15 protein-coding genes are annotated in these 15,431 nt (G+C 63.0%); 13 read left to right on the top strand and 2 right to left on the bottom strand.

All coding sequences use genetic code 11. From position 1 onward, the window contains the following. Nucleotides 1-92: 92 nt before the first annotated feature. Nucleotides 93-1,034 (bottom strand): LysR substrate-binding domain-containing protein, encoded by a 942-nt coding sequence (locus tag ACMGE0_RS32135; protein ID WP_436819944.1) that lies wholly within the window; start codon nt 1,032-1,034, stop codon nt 93-95. A 159-nt stretch (nt 1,035-1,193) separates the two neighbouring features. Between ACMGE0_RS32135 and speB the strand changes: the two genes are divergently transcribed. From speB to ACMGE0_RS32070, 13 genes are all read left to right on the top strand, one after another. Beyond that, nucleotides 1,194-2,252, top strand: a complete 1,059-nt coding sequence (gene speB / locus ACMGE0_RS32130) for an agmatinase (RefSeq protein ID WP_436819932.1) — start codon at nt 1,194-1,196, stop codon at nt 2,250-2,252. A gap of 76 nt (nt 2,253-2,328) precedes the next feature. Next, nucleotides 2,329-3,417: an ABC transporter substrate-binding protein gene (locus tag ACMGE0_RS32125; protein WP_436819931.1), complete on the top strand. Its 1,089-nt coding sequence runs from the start codon at nt 2,329-2,331 to the stop codon at nt 3,415-3,417. 233 nt (nt 3,418-3,650) lie between these two features. Next, entirely contained in the window at nt 3,651-4,688 is a 1,038-nt protein-coding gene (locus ACMGE0_RS32120) for an ABC transporter ATP-binding protein (RefSeq protein ID WP_436819930.1), read from the top strand. Beyond that, nucleotides 4,685-5,539 (top strand): ABC transporter permease, encoded by an 855-nt coding sequence (locus ACMGE0_RS32115; protein WP_436819929.1) that lies wholly within the window; start codon nt 4,685-4,687, stop codon nt 5,537-5,539. The genes ACMGE0_RS32120 and ACMGE0_RS32115 overlap by 4 nt, the downstream gene beginning before the upstream one ends. Then, entirely contained in the window at nt 5,536-6,330 is a 795-nt protein-coding gene (locus tag ACMGE0_RS32110; protein WP_436819928.1) for an ABC transporter permease, read from the top strand. Before ACMGE0_RS32115 ends, ACMGE0_RS32110 begins: the two co-directional genes overlap by 4 nt. Beyond that, a complete protein-coding gene (locus tag ACMGE0_RS32105; RefSeq protein WP_436819927.1) occupies nt 6,327-7,097 on the top strand; it encodes a carbon-nitrogen hydrolase family protein in 771 nt (256 codons plus the stop codon). The genes ACMGE0_RS32110 and ACMGE0_RS32105 overlap by 4 nt, the downstream gene beginning before the upstream one ends. Before the next feature lie 101 nt (nt 7,098-7,198). Next, a complete protein-coding gene (locus tag ACMGE0_RS32100; protein ID WP_436819926.1) occupies nt 7,199-8,335 on the top strand; it encodes an iron-containing alcohol dehydrogenase in 1,137 nt (378 codons plus the stop codon). 1 nt (nt 8,336) lies between these two features. After that, on the top strand, nt 8,337-9,239 hold the full coding sequence (locus ACMGE0_RS32095; RefSeq protein ID WP_436819925.1) for an IclR family transcriptional regulator: 903 nt from the start codon (nt 8,337-8,339) through the stop codon (nt 9,237-9,239). Nucleotides 9,240-9,426: 187 nt separating this feature from the next. Next, nucleotides 9,427-10,476, top strand: a complete 1,050-nt coding sequence (gene gtdA / locus ACMGE0_RS32090) for a gentisate 1,2-dioxygenase (protein WP_436819924.1) — start codon at nt 9,427-9,429, stop codon at nt 10,474-10,476. A 53-nt stretch (nt 10,477-10,529) separates the two neighbouring features. Continuing rightward, nucleotides 10,530-11,399, top strand: coding sequence for a fumarylacetoacetate hydrolase family protein (locus tag ACMGE0_RS32085; protein ID WP_436819923.1), 870 nt, complete (start codon nt 10,530-10,532; stop codon nt 11,397-11,399). Continuing rightward, the gene (locus tag ACMGE0_RS32080; protein WP_436819922.1) at nt 11,396-11,896 is read left to right on the top strand and encodes a MarR family winged helix-turn-helix transcriptional regulator; all 501 of its coding nucleotides are present in this window, start codon (nt 11,396-11,398) and stop codon (nt 11,894-11,896) included. The genes ACMGE0_RS32085 and ACMGE0_RS32080 overlap by 4 nt, the downstream gene beginning before the upstream one ends. A gap of 68 nt (nt 11,897-11,964) precedes the next feature. After that, nucleotides 11,965-13,023 carry an alcohol dehydrogenase gene (locus tag ACMGE0_RS32075; protein ID WP_436819921.1) on the top strand — a complete coding sequence of 353 codons (1,059 nt, stop codon included), beginning with the start codon at nt 11,965-11,967 and terminating at the stop codon, nt 13,021-13,023. Further along, complete coding sequence (locus tag ACMGE0_RS32070; protein ID WP_436819920.1) at nt 13,020-13,973, top strand: thioesterase family protein; 954 nt, start codon at nt 13,020-13,022, stop codon at nt 13,971-13,973. The genes ACMGE0_RS32075 and ACMGE0_RS32070 overlap by 4 nt, the downstream gene beginning before the upstream one ends. Nucleotides 13,974-14,906: 933 nt before the next feature. Here ACMGE0_RS32070 and ACMGE0_RS32065 read toward each other — a convergent pair. Further along, nucleotides 14,907-15,095, bottom strand: a complete 189-nt coding sequence (locus ACMGE0_RS32065) for a hypothetical protein (protein WP_436819919.1) — start codon at nt 15,093-15,095, stop codon at nt 14,907-14,909. Nucleotides 15,096-15,431: the final 336 nt, after the last annotated feature.

The raw sequence follows: 15,431 nt of genomic DNA, 5'->3' as shown, positions 1-15,431 counted from the left end.
CGAGGCGGGTTCCTTTCCCGTGAAGCACCTTCTCCGTAACCTCGCGCGAGAAGCCGCGTTTTTCACGCAGGCGGATGAGGCGGCCGGGCGCCTCATCCGCGTCGGCTGCGCAGAAGCGTGCGGGCCGAGGTCTGCGGCTCGGCCAGGTGATCGGCCTCCAGCGACGCAAACATCCAGTCGATGAAAACGCGCACGATCGGCGTTGCGCGCATCGCCGGCCGGCAGGCGACATAGAAGGCGTCGTTGGCCGTAACGCTCAAATCAAAGGGCACGATGAGTTCACCGCGAGCAATCAGATTGCTGGCCGTGATCGTATCGCCAAGCGCAATCCCCTGCCCGTGTAGCGCCGCCTCCGTCGAAAAGCGCGCATCTCCCATGAAATGCTGCTGCCGACGCGGCAGGTCGATCGCGTCGGCTGCCGCAAGCCAGATATTCCACTCGCGCCCATCCGCGTCACCATGCAGCAGAACATGGTCTTCGAGATCGCGCATCGAGCGCAGCGGACGGCTGTTCAGGAGCGTCGGGCTTGCCACCGGGAAGAGCTGCAGGTTGCTCCAGAGCCTCGTCCAGGCATCCGGCCAGTTGCCGTCGCCATAGAGGATGCAGACATCGACATCCGGCGAATAAAGATGCGCCGGATCGTTGGAGGCGGAAAGCTTCAGCCGGACACCGGGAAACTGCTCCGTGAAGGAGTTGAGGCGCGGCACGATCCAGAAGGACAGTAGCGCCGGCACGCAGGTGATCGACAGCTCGCCGGTCGTTGCCGGACGCCGCATCTGTGCCGTCGCGGCGGCGATCTCGCCGAAAGCCTGGGTGACGGCGGGCAGCAGAAGCGCACCCTCGGAGGTCAGTTTCAACCGTTTGGCGCCCCGTTCGAACAGCGTCACCTTCAGCGACTCCTCCAGCGCCTTGATCTGATGGCTGACGGCGCCATGGGTGACGTTGAGCTCGCGCGCGGCGGCTGAAACCGAGCCGCGCCGGGCCGTCGCCTCGAAAGCGCGCAGAGGATTGAGGGGCGGCAGGCGGCTCGTCATCATGATCCCCCATGTGAGCTTTTCTCACATGAACCGCTAGAACAATCTCAATTGCTTTTCTACCCTCTCCTAGCAGATAATGATGAAAACGACGGCGTTTTCTGCCAGGGAACAAAATTTAGGCTGCGCCCCAAGCGGCCCAACACAAGCGAGGCAGTGATGGCATTCGACGCAAACAGGCTCAAAGAGTTGCGGGCCAAATATCTGAACAGCACGGGCGGCGAGATTTTCGACCCGAAGTTCAAAAAAGTTGGCGAGAAAATCTTCAACAAGGCGGGAACGCGCGTCGCACCCTATGCCGGCATCCCGACGCTTCTCGATGCCCCTTACATGCAGGTCGATGCGGAAAACCCGGATTTCGGCGATCTTCAGGTGGCGATGATCGGCATGCCGATGGATCTCGGCGTCACCAACCGGCCGGGTTCGCGCTTCGGGCCGCGGGCGCTGCGTGCGATCGAACGCGTCGGGCCCTACAACCACGTCCTGGAATGCGCCCCCACCCATGAACTGCGGGTCGCCGATATCGGCGACGTCCCTTTCCGCAGCCGCTATCGGCTGGAAATGAGCCATGACGACATCGAAAAACGCGTCGGCCAGATCGTCGATGCGGGCGTATTGCCGCTGTCGGTCGGCGGCGACCATTCGATCACCCACCCGATCCTGAAGGCGGTCGGCAAAAGGGCGCCCGTGGGATTGATCCATATCGATGCCCATTGCGACACGAGCGGCTTCTTCGACGAGACGAAGTTCCACCATGGCGGGCCGTTCCGCAACGCGGTGCTCGACGGCGTGCTCGATCCGGCCCGCACGATCCAGATCGGCATCCGTGGCGCTGCCGAATATCTCTGGGAATTCTCCTACGAGTCCGGCATGACCGTCATTCATGCGGAGGAAGTGACCGGCATGGGCATTCCCGCGATTATCGAGAGGGCGAAAAAGATCGTCGGCGACGGCCCGACCTATGTCTCCTTCGACATCGACAGCCTCGACCCGAGCTTCGCGCCCGGCACCGGCACGCCGGAGATCGGCGGCCTCACCACGCGCGAGGTGCTGGAGCTGATCCGCGGCCTGAAGGGCATCGACATCGTCGGCGGCGACGTGGTCGAGGTGGCGCCGCAATATGATGCGACCAACAACACGGCGCATGCAGGCGCCCAGATGCTGTTCGAAATCCTCAGCCTGATGGTCTTCAGCCCTTCCGTGAAGGGCCGCGCCTGACTTAGAATTGCAATAGAAGAGTGGGAACTCGCCCGCATGCGCCGAGATCCGGCCGGGCAAACAAAGGAGAGACGTCATGTCTGATATTCTCAACACCAGGCTCGGCCGCCGCGCCGTGCTCGGCGCCGGTATCGCCGGCGCTTCCATGCTCGCCATGCCCGCCGTGTTGCGCGCCCAGGACAGGTCCTTGAAGGTCGGCGTCTATGGCGGCTACTTCAAGGATTCCTTCGACAAGAACATCTTTGCCGAGTTCACGAAGGCGAGCGGGATTGCGGTCGAGTCCGTCGCCGAGCCGACCGGCGAGGCCTGGCTGGTGCAGCTCGAGCAGGCCGCCAGAGCGGGCGCGGCGCCTGCCGACGTCTCGATGATGTCGCAGGTTGCGATGCTGAAGGGTCAGGCGACCGATCTGTGGACGCCGCTCGACGTCGCCAAGATCCCGAACTCGAAGAACCTGATCGACCGCTTCGTCAACAAGTACTCGGATGGCAGGATCGCCGGCATTGGTGCGGTCTCCTGGTACATCACGCTCGTCTCCAACACGGACGTCTTCAAGGAGGCGCCGACCTCCTGGGCCGCGATGTGGGAGAAGGACAAGGAAGACAAGCTGGGCCTGCTGGCGCTCGTCTCGAACTCCTTCCTGCTTGAGGTGACGGCGAAAACCTTCATGGGCGGCACCGATGCGCTTGATACCGACGAAGGCATCCTCAAGGCGCTCGAAAAACTCGCCGAGCTCAAGCCCAATGTGCGTCTGTGGTATCGCGACGAGGCGCAGTTCGAACAGGCGCTGAAATCCGGCGAAATCCCCATGGGGCAATATTACCACGACGTCACCGGTCTTGCCGCCGCAGACGGCAATCCGGTCCGCTCCACCTTCCCCAAGGAAGGCGGCATCCAGGATTCCGGTTGCTGGGCACTGTCGCGCGCCTCGAAAAAGACGGAGGAGGCGCATGCATTCATCGATTACATGTGCCAGCCGGCGATCCAGGCGACGCTTTCGCGCAAAGTCGGCACATCGCCGACCGTCAGGCGCGACCTGCTCGACCTGACGGCGGAAGAGTTCGCGGCCGTCGCCTCCGATATCGAGCCGATCATCCCGCGCTACGATCTCTATCAGACCAAGTCCGACTTCCTGAACCAGAAGTGGACGGAGATGATCGCGGGATAGGCGCCCTTGCCTCGGCGGGTACTGCCATCCTCCGGCTCGCCTCTCTCCCCGCCTTGGCGGGGAGAAGATAGGTGCCGAAGGCGTTTCCGTCACCTTGAAGCCCAGCTGGGCACGTCCCTCTCCCCATGCGGGGATCCGAAGGACGGGTAAGACGCCCGGCGCAATCCCGGCAAGGCTTAGGGTGAGGGGCAATTCATGTTATCTACAGCCGCCAGACCAAGTGCGGAGAGCCAATGTCCGGATTGAACATCAACCATGTGACGAAGCAGTTCGGCACCTTCACGGCCGTCAACGACGTGAGCCTTTCTGTTCCCGACGGCACGTTCGTCTGCCTCCTCGGGCCGTCGGGCTGCGGCAAGACCACGCTGATGCGGATGATCGCCGGTCTCGATCTGCCGACCGGCGGCTCGATCGAACTCGGCGGCGTCGACATCACCACCGTGCCGACCCACAAGCGCGATCTCGGCATGGTTTTTCAGTCGCTGGCGCTCTTCCCGCATCTGACGGTCGGCGAAAACATCGCCTATTCGCTGCGCATTCGCGGCGTGGCGAAGGACGCACGGAAAGCCCGGGTCGAAGAACTCCTGGCGATGATCCATCTGCCGGGATTTGCCGACCGGTCCGTCAACAAGCTCTCCGGCGGCCAGCGCCAACGCGTCGCGATCGCCCGGGCGCTTGCCATCTCCCCCAAACTTTTCCTGCTCGACGAGCCGCTTTCGGCACTCGACGCGAAGCTGCGCGAGGCGATGCAGGTCGAGCTGCGACAGTTGCAGCAGCGGCTCGGCATCACCACGATCGTCGTCACCCACGATCAGCGCGAAGCAATGACCATGGCCGACACGGTCGTCATCATGAATGGCGGCGAGATCCGCCAGTCGGCCGCGCCCGTCGACATCTACCGCCGCCCGGCCGACAGCTTCGTGGCCGATTTCATCGGCCAGACCAACCTCCTGCCCGTCGAAGCCGACAGCGCCGGCCGAGCCGTCGTCCTCGGACAGGTCGTCGAAGGCCTTGCGCTCCCGGCCGGCACCGCCAAGGGCATGCTCTCGGTCAGGCCCGAAGATGTGCAGGTGAGCGCACCCGGCAACGGCGCGATTTCCGGAACGGTGACCTTCATCCGCGACCTCGGCGGGGCGATCGAGACATTCATAGAGGCCGCCGGCCAGCAGGTGATCGCCGTGTCTTCGCCGCGCAACCGGCCGGAGGTTTCGCTCGGCCAACAGGTCGGCATCAAGCTCGATCCGGCGACCAGCGTGGTGCTTTCGAAATGAGACGCGAACCGCCGCAGCGTCTGGCCGATTATGGTCCGCTCTTCTTCCCGGCGGGCATGTTGACCCTCTTCTTCGTGGTGCCGTTCGCCACGATGATCGCCGTCTCCTTCTTTCAGCGTGAACAGGGCGGCTTCTATACGCCGGCTTTCGTCTTCGACAATTACGCCCGCTTCCTGAGCCTCTTCTTCGGAAAGGTGCTGGGCTTTTCGCTGGCGCTCGCCGTCGCGGTCGCCATCGCCTGTGTGGTGATCGGCATTCCCTTCACCTACCTGCTGTCCCGTTCCAAGCGACACGTCCAGATCGTCTGGCTGGTCGCATTGCTCTCCGTCCTGTCGCTCTCGGAGGTCATGATCGGCTTTGCCTGGTCGACGCTCTTCTCGCGCACCGCCGGGCTCACCAATCTTTTCGTCTGGCTGGGGCTGATGGAGCAGGCGCAGGCACTGACACCAAGCTTCGGCGCCGTCATGACCGCCATGACCTACCAGGCCTTCCCCTATACCGTTCTGGTGCTTTATCCGGCGCTCGTGCGCCTCGACCCGACGCTGACGGAAGCCGCACGCACGCTCGGCGCCTCGCCGGTGAAAGCCTTCTTCACGGTCGTCGTGCCGGCGCTCAGAAACACCATCCTGGCAACGCTGATCATGGTCTTCATTTTCGCGCTCGGCTCCTATTTGCTGCCGCAGCTTCTTGGACGCCCGCAGCATTGGACGCTTTCGGTGCTGATCACCGACCAGGCGATCTACCAGTCGAACATGCCGTTTGCCGCCGCGATGGCCGTCTTCCTGGTGCTGGTGTCGCTGGCGCTGGTCGGACTGGCACTCTATATCGGGCGCCAGAAGGAGGGGAAATGATCGCCCTGCGCCGCCTGTTCCTGACTGTCGTGGGCCTTTTCCTCGCCCTGCCGCTGATCGTCGTCGCCGGCGTCTCGGTCAACCAGCGCCAGTCGCTTGCCTTCCCGCCACAGGGTTTTTCGCTCTCCTGGTACGGCCAGGTTTTCACCAATCCGGAATGGCGCAACGCGCTGATCGCCTCCCTGACGCTTGCCGCGCTTGCCGCTCTGCTGGCTCTTCTGATCGCCCTGCCGCTGGCATGGTTCCTGTGGCGGCGGGTCGCCCCCTGGGCGAACATCTTTCAGCTTCTCGGGATTGCGCCGTTCACCCTGCCGCCCGTCATCACCGCGCTCGGACTTTTGACGTTCTGGGCAACGACGGGATTTTACGGCCAGCCCTGGACGGCGGTGATCAGCCACGGCATCTTCTTCGTCACGCTGCCGCTGGTGACGCTTTCGCTCGGCTTTTCGGCGATCGACCGCTCGCTGGTGGAAGCGGCCGCCACGATGGGCGCCGACGACAAGACCGCGTTCCGCACCATCGTGCTGCCGCTCATCCTGCCCTATCTCGTCTCGGGCTATGCCTTCGCCTTCGTCCTGTCACTGAACGAGTATATAGTCGCCTACATGACCGTCGGCTTCACCATGGAGACCCTGCCGATCAAGATCTTCAATGCGCTGCGTTACGGCTATACGCCGACCATGGCGTCCGTGACCGTGCTGTTCTTGGGCGTCGCGGCGGTCGTTTTTGGGCTGGTGGCACGCTTCGGCGACTTGCCGAAGCTCCTGGGAGCGACGTCGGAGGACAAATGAAGATCGCAGGTTACCAGATGCAGCCGGTCGTCGGCGATATCGAGGCAAACCTCGCAAAGATCGAGGCCGCCGCGGAAACGGCCGCTTCCCAAGGTGCCGACCTCTTGATCGCGCCTGAACTGGCGCTGACCGGTTACGGCGCGGCGGACAAGTTCGCCCGCCTCGCCACCCCTGCCCAGGGACCGGTGACCGATCGCCTGTCGGAAATCGCCGAAAGCCATGGGCTGGCGATCGTCGCCGGTTTCGCCGAACAGACGCATGAAGCAGTGTTCAACAGCGCCTTCTTCACCGACGGCAAGGGTCAGACGGCGGTCTACCGCAAATGCAATCTATACGGTCCCTACGAGCGGCAGTGGTTCCGTCAGGAGGACCGGCGCCAGGTTCTCGTGACGCTTGGCGGCATCAGGATGGGCTTCCTGATCTGCTATGACGTGGAGTTTCCGGAAAACGTCCGCCAATTGGCAAAAGGGGGCGCCGATCTCGTCGTGGTGCCGACCGCGCTGCCGAAGGGCTGGTCGGGTGACTTCATCGCCGAACATATGATCAAGGTCCGCGCCTTCGAAAATCAGGTCTTCGTCGCCTATATCAATCACTGCGGCGCCGACGATCTCTTCGCCTATGCCGGCCTGTCGCGCATTGCGGCACCCGACGGCAAGCTGCTTGCCGAGGCTGCGGCTGCCGGCGAGGCGCTGATCGCCGCCGCCATCGAACCTGCGGCCTATGCCAAGTCGCGGGCGGAAAACACCTATCTCGCCGATCTTGCCTGATGCGTTGAAGGCCCTCGACCGACGTCAATTCGGCTTTGGCTAAACTCCCTTTCCTTTGATAATGTTGTATAGCGTTCGACACGACAGCTTGGGGGGAGTTCATGACACGCATATTCCGGGCGCCGGCTTTCTACATTCAGGGTCCGGGATCTTTAGGCCTGCTTGGTGAAAAGGCCGCGACGCTCGGCCGTTCGGTCGTGGCGATCTGCGATGCCCTCGTGCTTCCCCATATCGAGGCGGCCCTGACCGAAACGCTGAACAGGCAGGATATAGTGCCGGCCATCGTCCCATTTGATGCGGACGTCACCCACAGGGAAATGGACCGGCTGGCGGAAGAGGTGCGCCAAAAGGGGGGCGAAGTGGTCGTGGGGATCGGCGGCGGCCGTACGCTCGACACCGCCAAGGGGGTCGCGCGCCGCACCGGCCTGCCTTTCGTCAGCGTCCCGACAGTCGCCTCCACCGATGCGCCGTCGACACGAGGCATCGTCATCTACGACGACCATCACAGGATGATCGCGGTGGAGCAGATGGACGAAAATCCCGCCTTCGTGATCGCCGATACGGCGGTGATCGCCAAGGCCCCCGCCCGGCTCTTGCGCGCCGGCATCGGCGATGCGCTCACCGCCAAGTTCGAGGCCGAAGGCGCCTGGAAAGGAACCGGTCTTTCCAAGCAGGGCACACGGCCCCTAAAGACCGGCATGATGCTCGGCGACCTCTGCTATCGCATGCTGCTCGAACACGGCCCCGGCGCCATGCAGGTCGCGGGCACCGGCGAGGTGACGCCGGACCTCGAAGCAGTCATCGAGGCGATCCTGTGGCTCAGCGCCGTCGCCTTCGAGAACACCGGCCTTTCGGTCGCCCACGCGGTGGCGACAGAACTCGGCGCGATCGAACCGGTCCGCATGAAGACGCTGCATGGCGAACACGCCGCCTATGGCACGCTGGTGCAGGCGGTTGCCGAGCATCGTCCAGAAGACGAGCTCAAGACGCTTTTCAGTTTCTGCGACGAGATCGGCATGCCGCGCCGGCTTGGCGATCTCGGACTGCCCGACGCTGGCGATCCGGCGCTCGAGAGCCTTGCCTTCGCCTGCGCGAAGAGCCCCTTTCTGGTCAATCAGGAGCGAAGGCTGGATGCCGGCGATCTCGCGGCAGCTTTCCGGGCTGTGGAAAACTACCCCTCAAGCAGCTCGACCTATCTCGAATATAAAGATAATTATCTGGGAACACAGGGGATTTAGAATGGCATCAGATAAGGGAAAGCCGCCCGAGGAGTGGACCCAGCGCCGCATTCAGTCGATCGAGGTCGGTTTCCAGGTCATTCGCGCCATGGAAGCCGCCAATGGTCCGCTGCCGCTGCGCGATATCGCCGCCGCCGCCGGCATGCCGCCCAGCAAGGCGCATCTTTACCTCGTCAGCTTCGTGAAGGAAGGCGTCGCCTTTCAGGATCCCGTCACAGGCCATTACGGGCTCGGCCGGTTCGCGATCCAGCTTGGTCTGTCGGCGATCCGTCAGCTCGACGTCGTGGAACTCGCACGCGAGGAACTGGCGACGCTGCAACGCGCGACGGGCTTCGCCACCTATCTGTCGCTCTGGGGCGATCGCGGCCCGGGCATCGTTTCCAAGGTGGATGGCGAGCGGCAGGGCTCGCTTGCGGTGCGACTCGGCTATGTGCTGCCGCTTTTGACCTCCGCGACCGGCCAGGTTTTCCTCAGCTACCTCGACGAGAGCGAGACCGCCGGTGTGCGGCAGGACGAGATCACCGCCGCCAAGAGGGACACCTCGGAGGAGACCGCCTCGCTTGCTCCGCGCGTCACGACCGCGAAGGACATCCAGAAGATCATCGAGACCGTGCGCAAGCAGGGTTATGCGATGACGGTCAACAGCATCAATTCGAGCTTTGCGGCAATCGCGGCCCCGGTCTTCGACTATAGCGGCCGGATCGTCGCGACCATGACCGTGCTCGGCGCCGACAAGCAGATCGCCGGGGCGCGGAGGAAACCGACGCTCGACGCGCTGCTAGCCGCGGTGACCCGGCTTTCCGAGCGGCTCGGCGCGCCGGGACGAGTGGCCAAGGGCAAGGATGACGACACGTCGCCCACGTTGCCGAAGCCGACAAAGGCGAAGAGCACGGCGGAGCGGTGAGCAGCCTTCCGGACACGCAGATAAAAGCTCCTCATCCAGTTGCCGCCATCTTCTCCCCGTTCTCACGGAGAGAGTGGTAGGGTAAGGGGCAAATCCCGCTTGCAATCATCCATCCTTCAATTGACCTCGCCAAAACAATTAGTATACCTTACGATTTATGGCTTGAGGAAACCATTGGGAGGATTTCATGCACGAGATCGATGCAACCACAGCCGCGAAGCGCGAGGAGTTTTACGGGCGCCTCAGACCCCACAACATGGCGCCACTCTGGGAAGTGATGAAGGGCATGCTGCCGCCGGAGCCGAGCTCGAAGGCGCAGGCGCATCGCTGGCGTTATGACGAGATCCGCCCGCTGATCCTGGAATCCGGCAGCCTGCTGACCGCCGAAGAGGCCGAGCGCCGCGTGCTTATCCTCGAAAACCCGGCTTTCCCGGGCCAGTCGCGCGCCACCTCGACGCTTTATGCCGGCATCCAGATCATCATGCCGGGCGAAGTGGCGCCTGCCCACCGCCACACGCCCTCGGCGCTGCGCTTCATGCTGGAAGGAACAGGCGCCTATACGTCCGTCGGCGGCGAGCGCACCCGCATGGCCTTCGGCGATTTCGTCATCACCCCCGTCTGGGCCTGGCACGACCATGGAAATGACGGTACCGACCCGGCCGCCTGGCTGGACGGCCTCGACGTGCCGATGATCGCCTTCTTCGAAGCGGTCTTCCGCGAAGATTACAATGACGCGGAACAGGAGGTCACCCGGCCCGAAGGCGACTCGCTCGCCCGCTTCGGCTCCGGCCTGTTGCCGATCTCGGCCAGCAGCCCCTACGGCCAGACGACGCCGATCTTCAACTATCCGTACGAGCGCAGCCGAGAAGCCCTTTACCGCGCCTCACGCGGCGAGGCGATCGACGCCCATATCGGCACGACGCTCAGATACGCCAACCCGCTCGACGGCGGCTGGACCATGCCGACCATGTCGGCCTGGCTCAGCTATTTCCCGAAGGGCATGGAAACGGCGAGGATCCGCTCGACCGACCACATCGTGATGTGCATCGCCGAAGGCACCGGCACGATCACCATCGGCTCGAAAACCCTCGATTTCGGCCCGAAGGATGTCATCGTCGTGCCCGGCTGGTCGTGGCGCTCGATCAGGACGAACGAGGACGTCGTCGTCTTCTGCTTCTCCGACCGCGTCGCGCAGGAGAAGCTCGGCTATTTCCGCGAGGACCGTGCCCGCGCCTGATCATGGCGCGAGCCTCTCGCTCAAGACTTTAAAAGAACCCCGAGGAGAGAAAAATGCGTTTCTGTCGCTTCGACGATAATCGTCTGGGCGTGGTCATCGGTGACGAGGTGAAAGACGTCACTGCCGTGCTCGACCGCCTGCCGGCCTACCGCTACCCCTTCCCGCACGGCGACCAGTTCATGGCGCATTTCGCCGAGCTTCGGCCGGCCATGGAAGAGATGGCCAAGGCCGCACCTTCGAAGAAGCTCGCCGACGTGGCCCTCCTGAGCCCGATCGCCAATCCCGGCAAGATCGTCGGCGCACCGGTCAATTACCGCCTCCACCTCGATGAAGTGCTGGACAGCGACCAGTTGCATCACGGTATGAAGATCAAGCCGATCGCCGAGGCCGGCGTCTTTCTGAAGGCGACCAGCTCGCTGATCGGCCCCTCGGAAGGCATCGTCGTTGACTGGAACGACCGCCGCACCGATCATGAGATCGAGCTTGCCGTGATCATCGGCAAAAAGGCCTTCCGCGTGCCGGAGGCGGAAGCGCTTGATTACGTGGCCGGCTATGCCATCGGATACGACATCACCATCCGCGGGCCGGAGGAGCGCAGCTACCGCAAATCGCTCGATACCTTTAGCGTGCTCGGCCCCTATGTCGTCACGTCAGACGAGATCCCGAACCCGAACAATCTCGATTTCGAACTGACGATCGGCGAAGAGAGCCGCCAGAAGTCGAACACCAATCTCTTGATCTTCAACGTCCAGAAGTTGATCGAATTCACCACCAAGGCCTATACGCTCCATCCGGGCGACATCATAATGACCGGCACCCCGGAAGGTGTGGCGCCGATCGCCGCCGGCGATGTGCTGCACGGCACGATCGAAGGCATCGGTACGATGGACGTGAGAGTTTACGACAACTGGGACAAGAAATGAGTTCCGATCCGAAGACATCGAAAATGGAGACCGGCCCGGCTGTCCTCCTTGACGGTGTCGTCGGCATCCGCATAAGGCGTCTGCAGACGCTGTTCGGCAGCCATTGGCAAAGCTGGTTTCGCGCCCGCTCGCTCGCCGTCACGCCGGTCCAAGGCGGCGTGCTGCTCCTCATCCGTCGTCACCCCGGCATCAGCCAGATCGCACTTGCAAGGCGGCTGAGGATCGAGGCGCCGACGCTCATCCAGTCGCTCGCCCCGCTCATCAAGCAGAAGCTCGTCGCGCGGGACCGTTCGATAGAGGACGGCCGCGTTTACGAACTGCGTCTCACCAAGGCTGGACTTGATGCCGCGGTCTTGGTGGAGGCCTCCATGCCGGACCACGAGGCCGACCTGCTGCGCAATCTGTCGCCGGAGGAACGACAGACTTTTCTCGCCCTGCTCGACAAGGCGATCGCCGGTGCGGAAGCGGCGATCGATGGGCCGGATAAGGCCGGATAGCCATTTCCCGATTGCTAGATAACAGGCAACCTGATACGCATTTTGCGAGCATCTGGGAGGAGAGCGCCATGCGGTCATGGAAGGTTTTCGAGGCGTCGGAAGTGTTGAAAGAGGTCGAAGAGGCAACGCCTCAGCCCACCGGCAGCGAGGTCGTCGTTTCGGTATCCCATTGCGGGCTCTGCCATTCGGACCTGACCCTGTGGAAGGGCATTTTCGACATGGGCGACAGACAAGTTCCGATCGACAGCATCGGACTGCAGCGACCGCTCACCCTTGGTCACGAGATTCTCGGCACCGTGACGGCCGTGGGGCCGGAGGCGACCGGCGTGGAGGTCGGCGACCGCCGCCTCGTCTATCCCTGGCTCGGCTGTGGCGAATGCGATGCCTGCCGCGCCGGACAGGAGAACCTCTGCATGCAGGGCCGGCCGCTCGGCATGCGGAGGCCCGGCGGCTTCGGCAGCCATGTGGTCGTGCCGCATGGCCGCTATCTGATCGACACCGGCGATCTCGACCCGGCGCTTGCAGCGACCTATGCCTGCTCCGGGCTCACCGCCTATTCCGCCATTCGCAAGGCCATGCCGGTGAGACCTGAGGAAGCGATCGTCATGGTCGGGGCGGGCGGCCTCGGGTTGAGCGGCATCGTCATCCTCAAGGCGCTCGGCCACGAAAACATCGTGGTGGTCGACGTCTCGGAAGACAAGCTGAAGACCGCCATTCAGGCAGGCGCCCACAAGACGGTACTATCCACCGGTGACGACGTGACAAAGAAGATCGTCGAGGCGGTCGGCAGGCCGGTTCGCACGATCATCGATTTTGTCAACAACAGCCAGACGGCCGCCTTCTCCTTTCCGGCATTGGCGCGTGGCGGCCGCATCATCATGGTAGGCATGTTCGGTGGCCAGATCACCGTCCCGACCATGCGCATGGCCCAGGGAGGATTGAGCCTGATCGGCAGCATCACGGGCACGCTGCAGGAACTGCGCGACCTGGTGGAACTGGCAAAAAGCGGCAAGCTCGACGCCATCCCCTATGAGACGGTGCCGAAAGCGTCGATCAACGACGCCATGGGCCGGCTCCTCAAGGGCGCCGTCAAGGGCCGCATCGTACTGCAGGAAGAAACGGCGTGAGCGGAAAGATGGCCGAAACCAGAATGATCGAAGTCTGGCGCGGAAGCGCACGCCAATGGGAAGTGGACGAAATGGGCCACTGGAACACGCAATATTACGTGGCACGGTCCAACGAGGGGCTCGCCATGCTTTTTGGCTTCAATGGACTGCCCGGCCTTTTCTCCCCTGATTCCGCAACCACGCTCGCCTTCAACGAACACCACATCCGCTTCCATCGCGAGGCACATGCGGGAGCCCCGCTGCACATAAGCGGCGGCTTTTTGGAGATCGGCGAGACGACCGCCTTCGCAGTGCTCGTGCTCCAACACAGCGAAAGCGGACAGGTGGCCGCGACCTTCCGGGTGCGGGTAACGCATGTGCATGCTTCAGACGGCGTGACGCCGCTGCCCTGGCCTGCCGCCTTCCGGGACAGGGCTTCGGCAGCACTCGTCGAGACGCCGAAGGAAGCAGCGCCGCGCGGAACGAATGACGAGCCGGTGGCGCTGACCGCCACGCGCGTCCGGGCCATCGAACTCTGCTTGAAGCGCACGGCGATGAGCCTGATCGAGCAGGATTCCTGCGACGTCTTCGGCCGGATGGCACCGCAGAAATTCCTCGGCGCGGTCGGCGGCGGTGTAAAGCAGATCACGGGGCCGCTGCGCGCCCTCGTGGCCGAGCTTGCGGAAGCCCCGCCCGGCAAGGTCGGCGGAGCCGTGCTTGAATTCCGTATCGTCTATGGGGACCGCCCGCGCCTCGGCGACTGTTTCGAGATCTGGGCGGGGCTGGAGAAGACCGACAAGCGCACCATGTCGCTGATCTTCTGGATGGTCGATCCGTTCAACGGCCGGGTATTCGGCTCGATGCAGTCGGTGGCGATCGTCTTCGACCTCGACGCACGGGCGATCGTGCAGATTTCGCCGGCAGCGACGGAGGCGCTGGCAAAGCATGTGACGGAGGGCTTGGCGATGTAGCCGCGGACTTCGGTTTGCCTCTCATCCTCTCTGCCGGCAACCTTCTCCCCGCAGAGGCAAAAGTCGACTGGAAGAAAATTCACCCTCGGAAACCGATGTGACGTTTACTACTGGCGCCCAAAAACCGTGAAAATGTGCGCGCGACACATTCGAACAGAAACTATGCATGGGGCGTCGCATCGAAATAGCGATAGAAGTCGGCCGTCTCGTTCAGGACCTCGACATTGCGCCGGTCGGCCGGGCGCCAGCGAATAAGCGGCAACAAGCGACGTGAATAGCTTTCCAACACGTGCCGGTGATCATCGATCCGATCGAGGATCACGGCCGACACGGAAAGACAAGACCGGGTGGGTTGAAGCCTCGTTCCGCCAGACCATGCCGCAGCCATATCAGACCATGCTGATCCTCAGCAATATGCGCAGGTGCACACCTCTATTCTGCGCGAGCGGATTTCACGCGCGATTTTCGACCCCGCCAGACTGAGGGCTACACGGGCGATCCCACTCTGACCGACTGCCAGACCGATGCCATAATGCGTGTCCTCGACCATGCCGCCACCTCCGCGCAGGGGGCTGCCGAATGCGTCACGTGAAGGATAGCTTCTGGAACATGACCGGCAGGGCCTCTACCCAGCCGGTCCTTCATCTATCGCCTATCCTGTTGCCCTTCGCGGGGCTCAGTGGGCTTTGCTGGAGCATCGGCCTTGTCGCCCGGGTGGTTCTTGTCCTTGCCGGGGTTTCTATAAGGCTGCTGATCAGGCGGGGGAGTGTTCGGCATTTGCATACTCCTTGTCGCGGATCGCGACAAACACTCAATTCGCCAGTTCCAAGTTGGTTCCTCAAGGTCGACACCGTTACGGAGGTCGGCCACGGTATTCCGATCGCCCCCCCACCACGCCAAACGAGAGAGGCATATCCATGACACGAAACGATGTCAGCCCGGCGGCTTGCTCAGTTCCTTCACAAGGCTGACGTAGATCGCTGCCGCACGCTCGAGCTCTTCGATGAGGTTTTCGTTGGGTCCTTCGTCCGTCCAAAAGCGCGTCGCCCTGAGCCACTCCACATCCTCTCTCAGGCTTGCGAGCGTCTTCTCGTATCGCTTGACTCTCTCTTCCGGCTCCATGATGTCCTCCAGTCGGCAATCAAACGATAGGGCGATGCATCCCCCAGGCAAGCCGCCGGGCTGTTGATAGTGATCCCGTTAATATCGGGGAAAGCGGGGATTGATGGCGAAAGAAACTGTAATCCCGACCGGATGCTGGCCCGCCGTCCTTAGAGACGAGCTTGCGGCTGCCTATCCCGGCGAGAAGACGTTGACCCCTTCATCAGCCGCGTGGGTGTAATTTGGCCGAGGCCGTCCGCGAGGCAGAGCATCGCGAACGGGGGTGTGAAGGAAGCGCATGCGGTACCTCGACCTTGTGGGCGGAACAAATCGCTGCTTCGAGAGATCGGATAGATC

It is taken from the genome of Neorhizobium descurainiae, assembly GCF_051400715.1.
Lineage (GTDB): Bacteria > Pseudomonadota > Alphaproteobacteria > Rhizobiales > Rhizobiaceae > Neorhizobium.
This window is presented reverse-complemented; position numbering and strand designations above follow the sequence as displayed.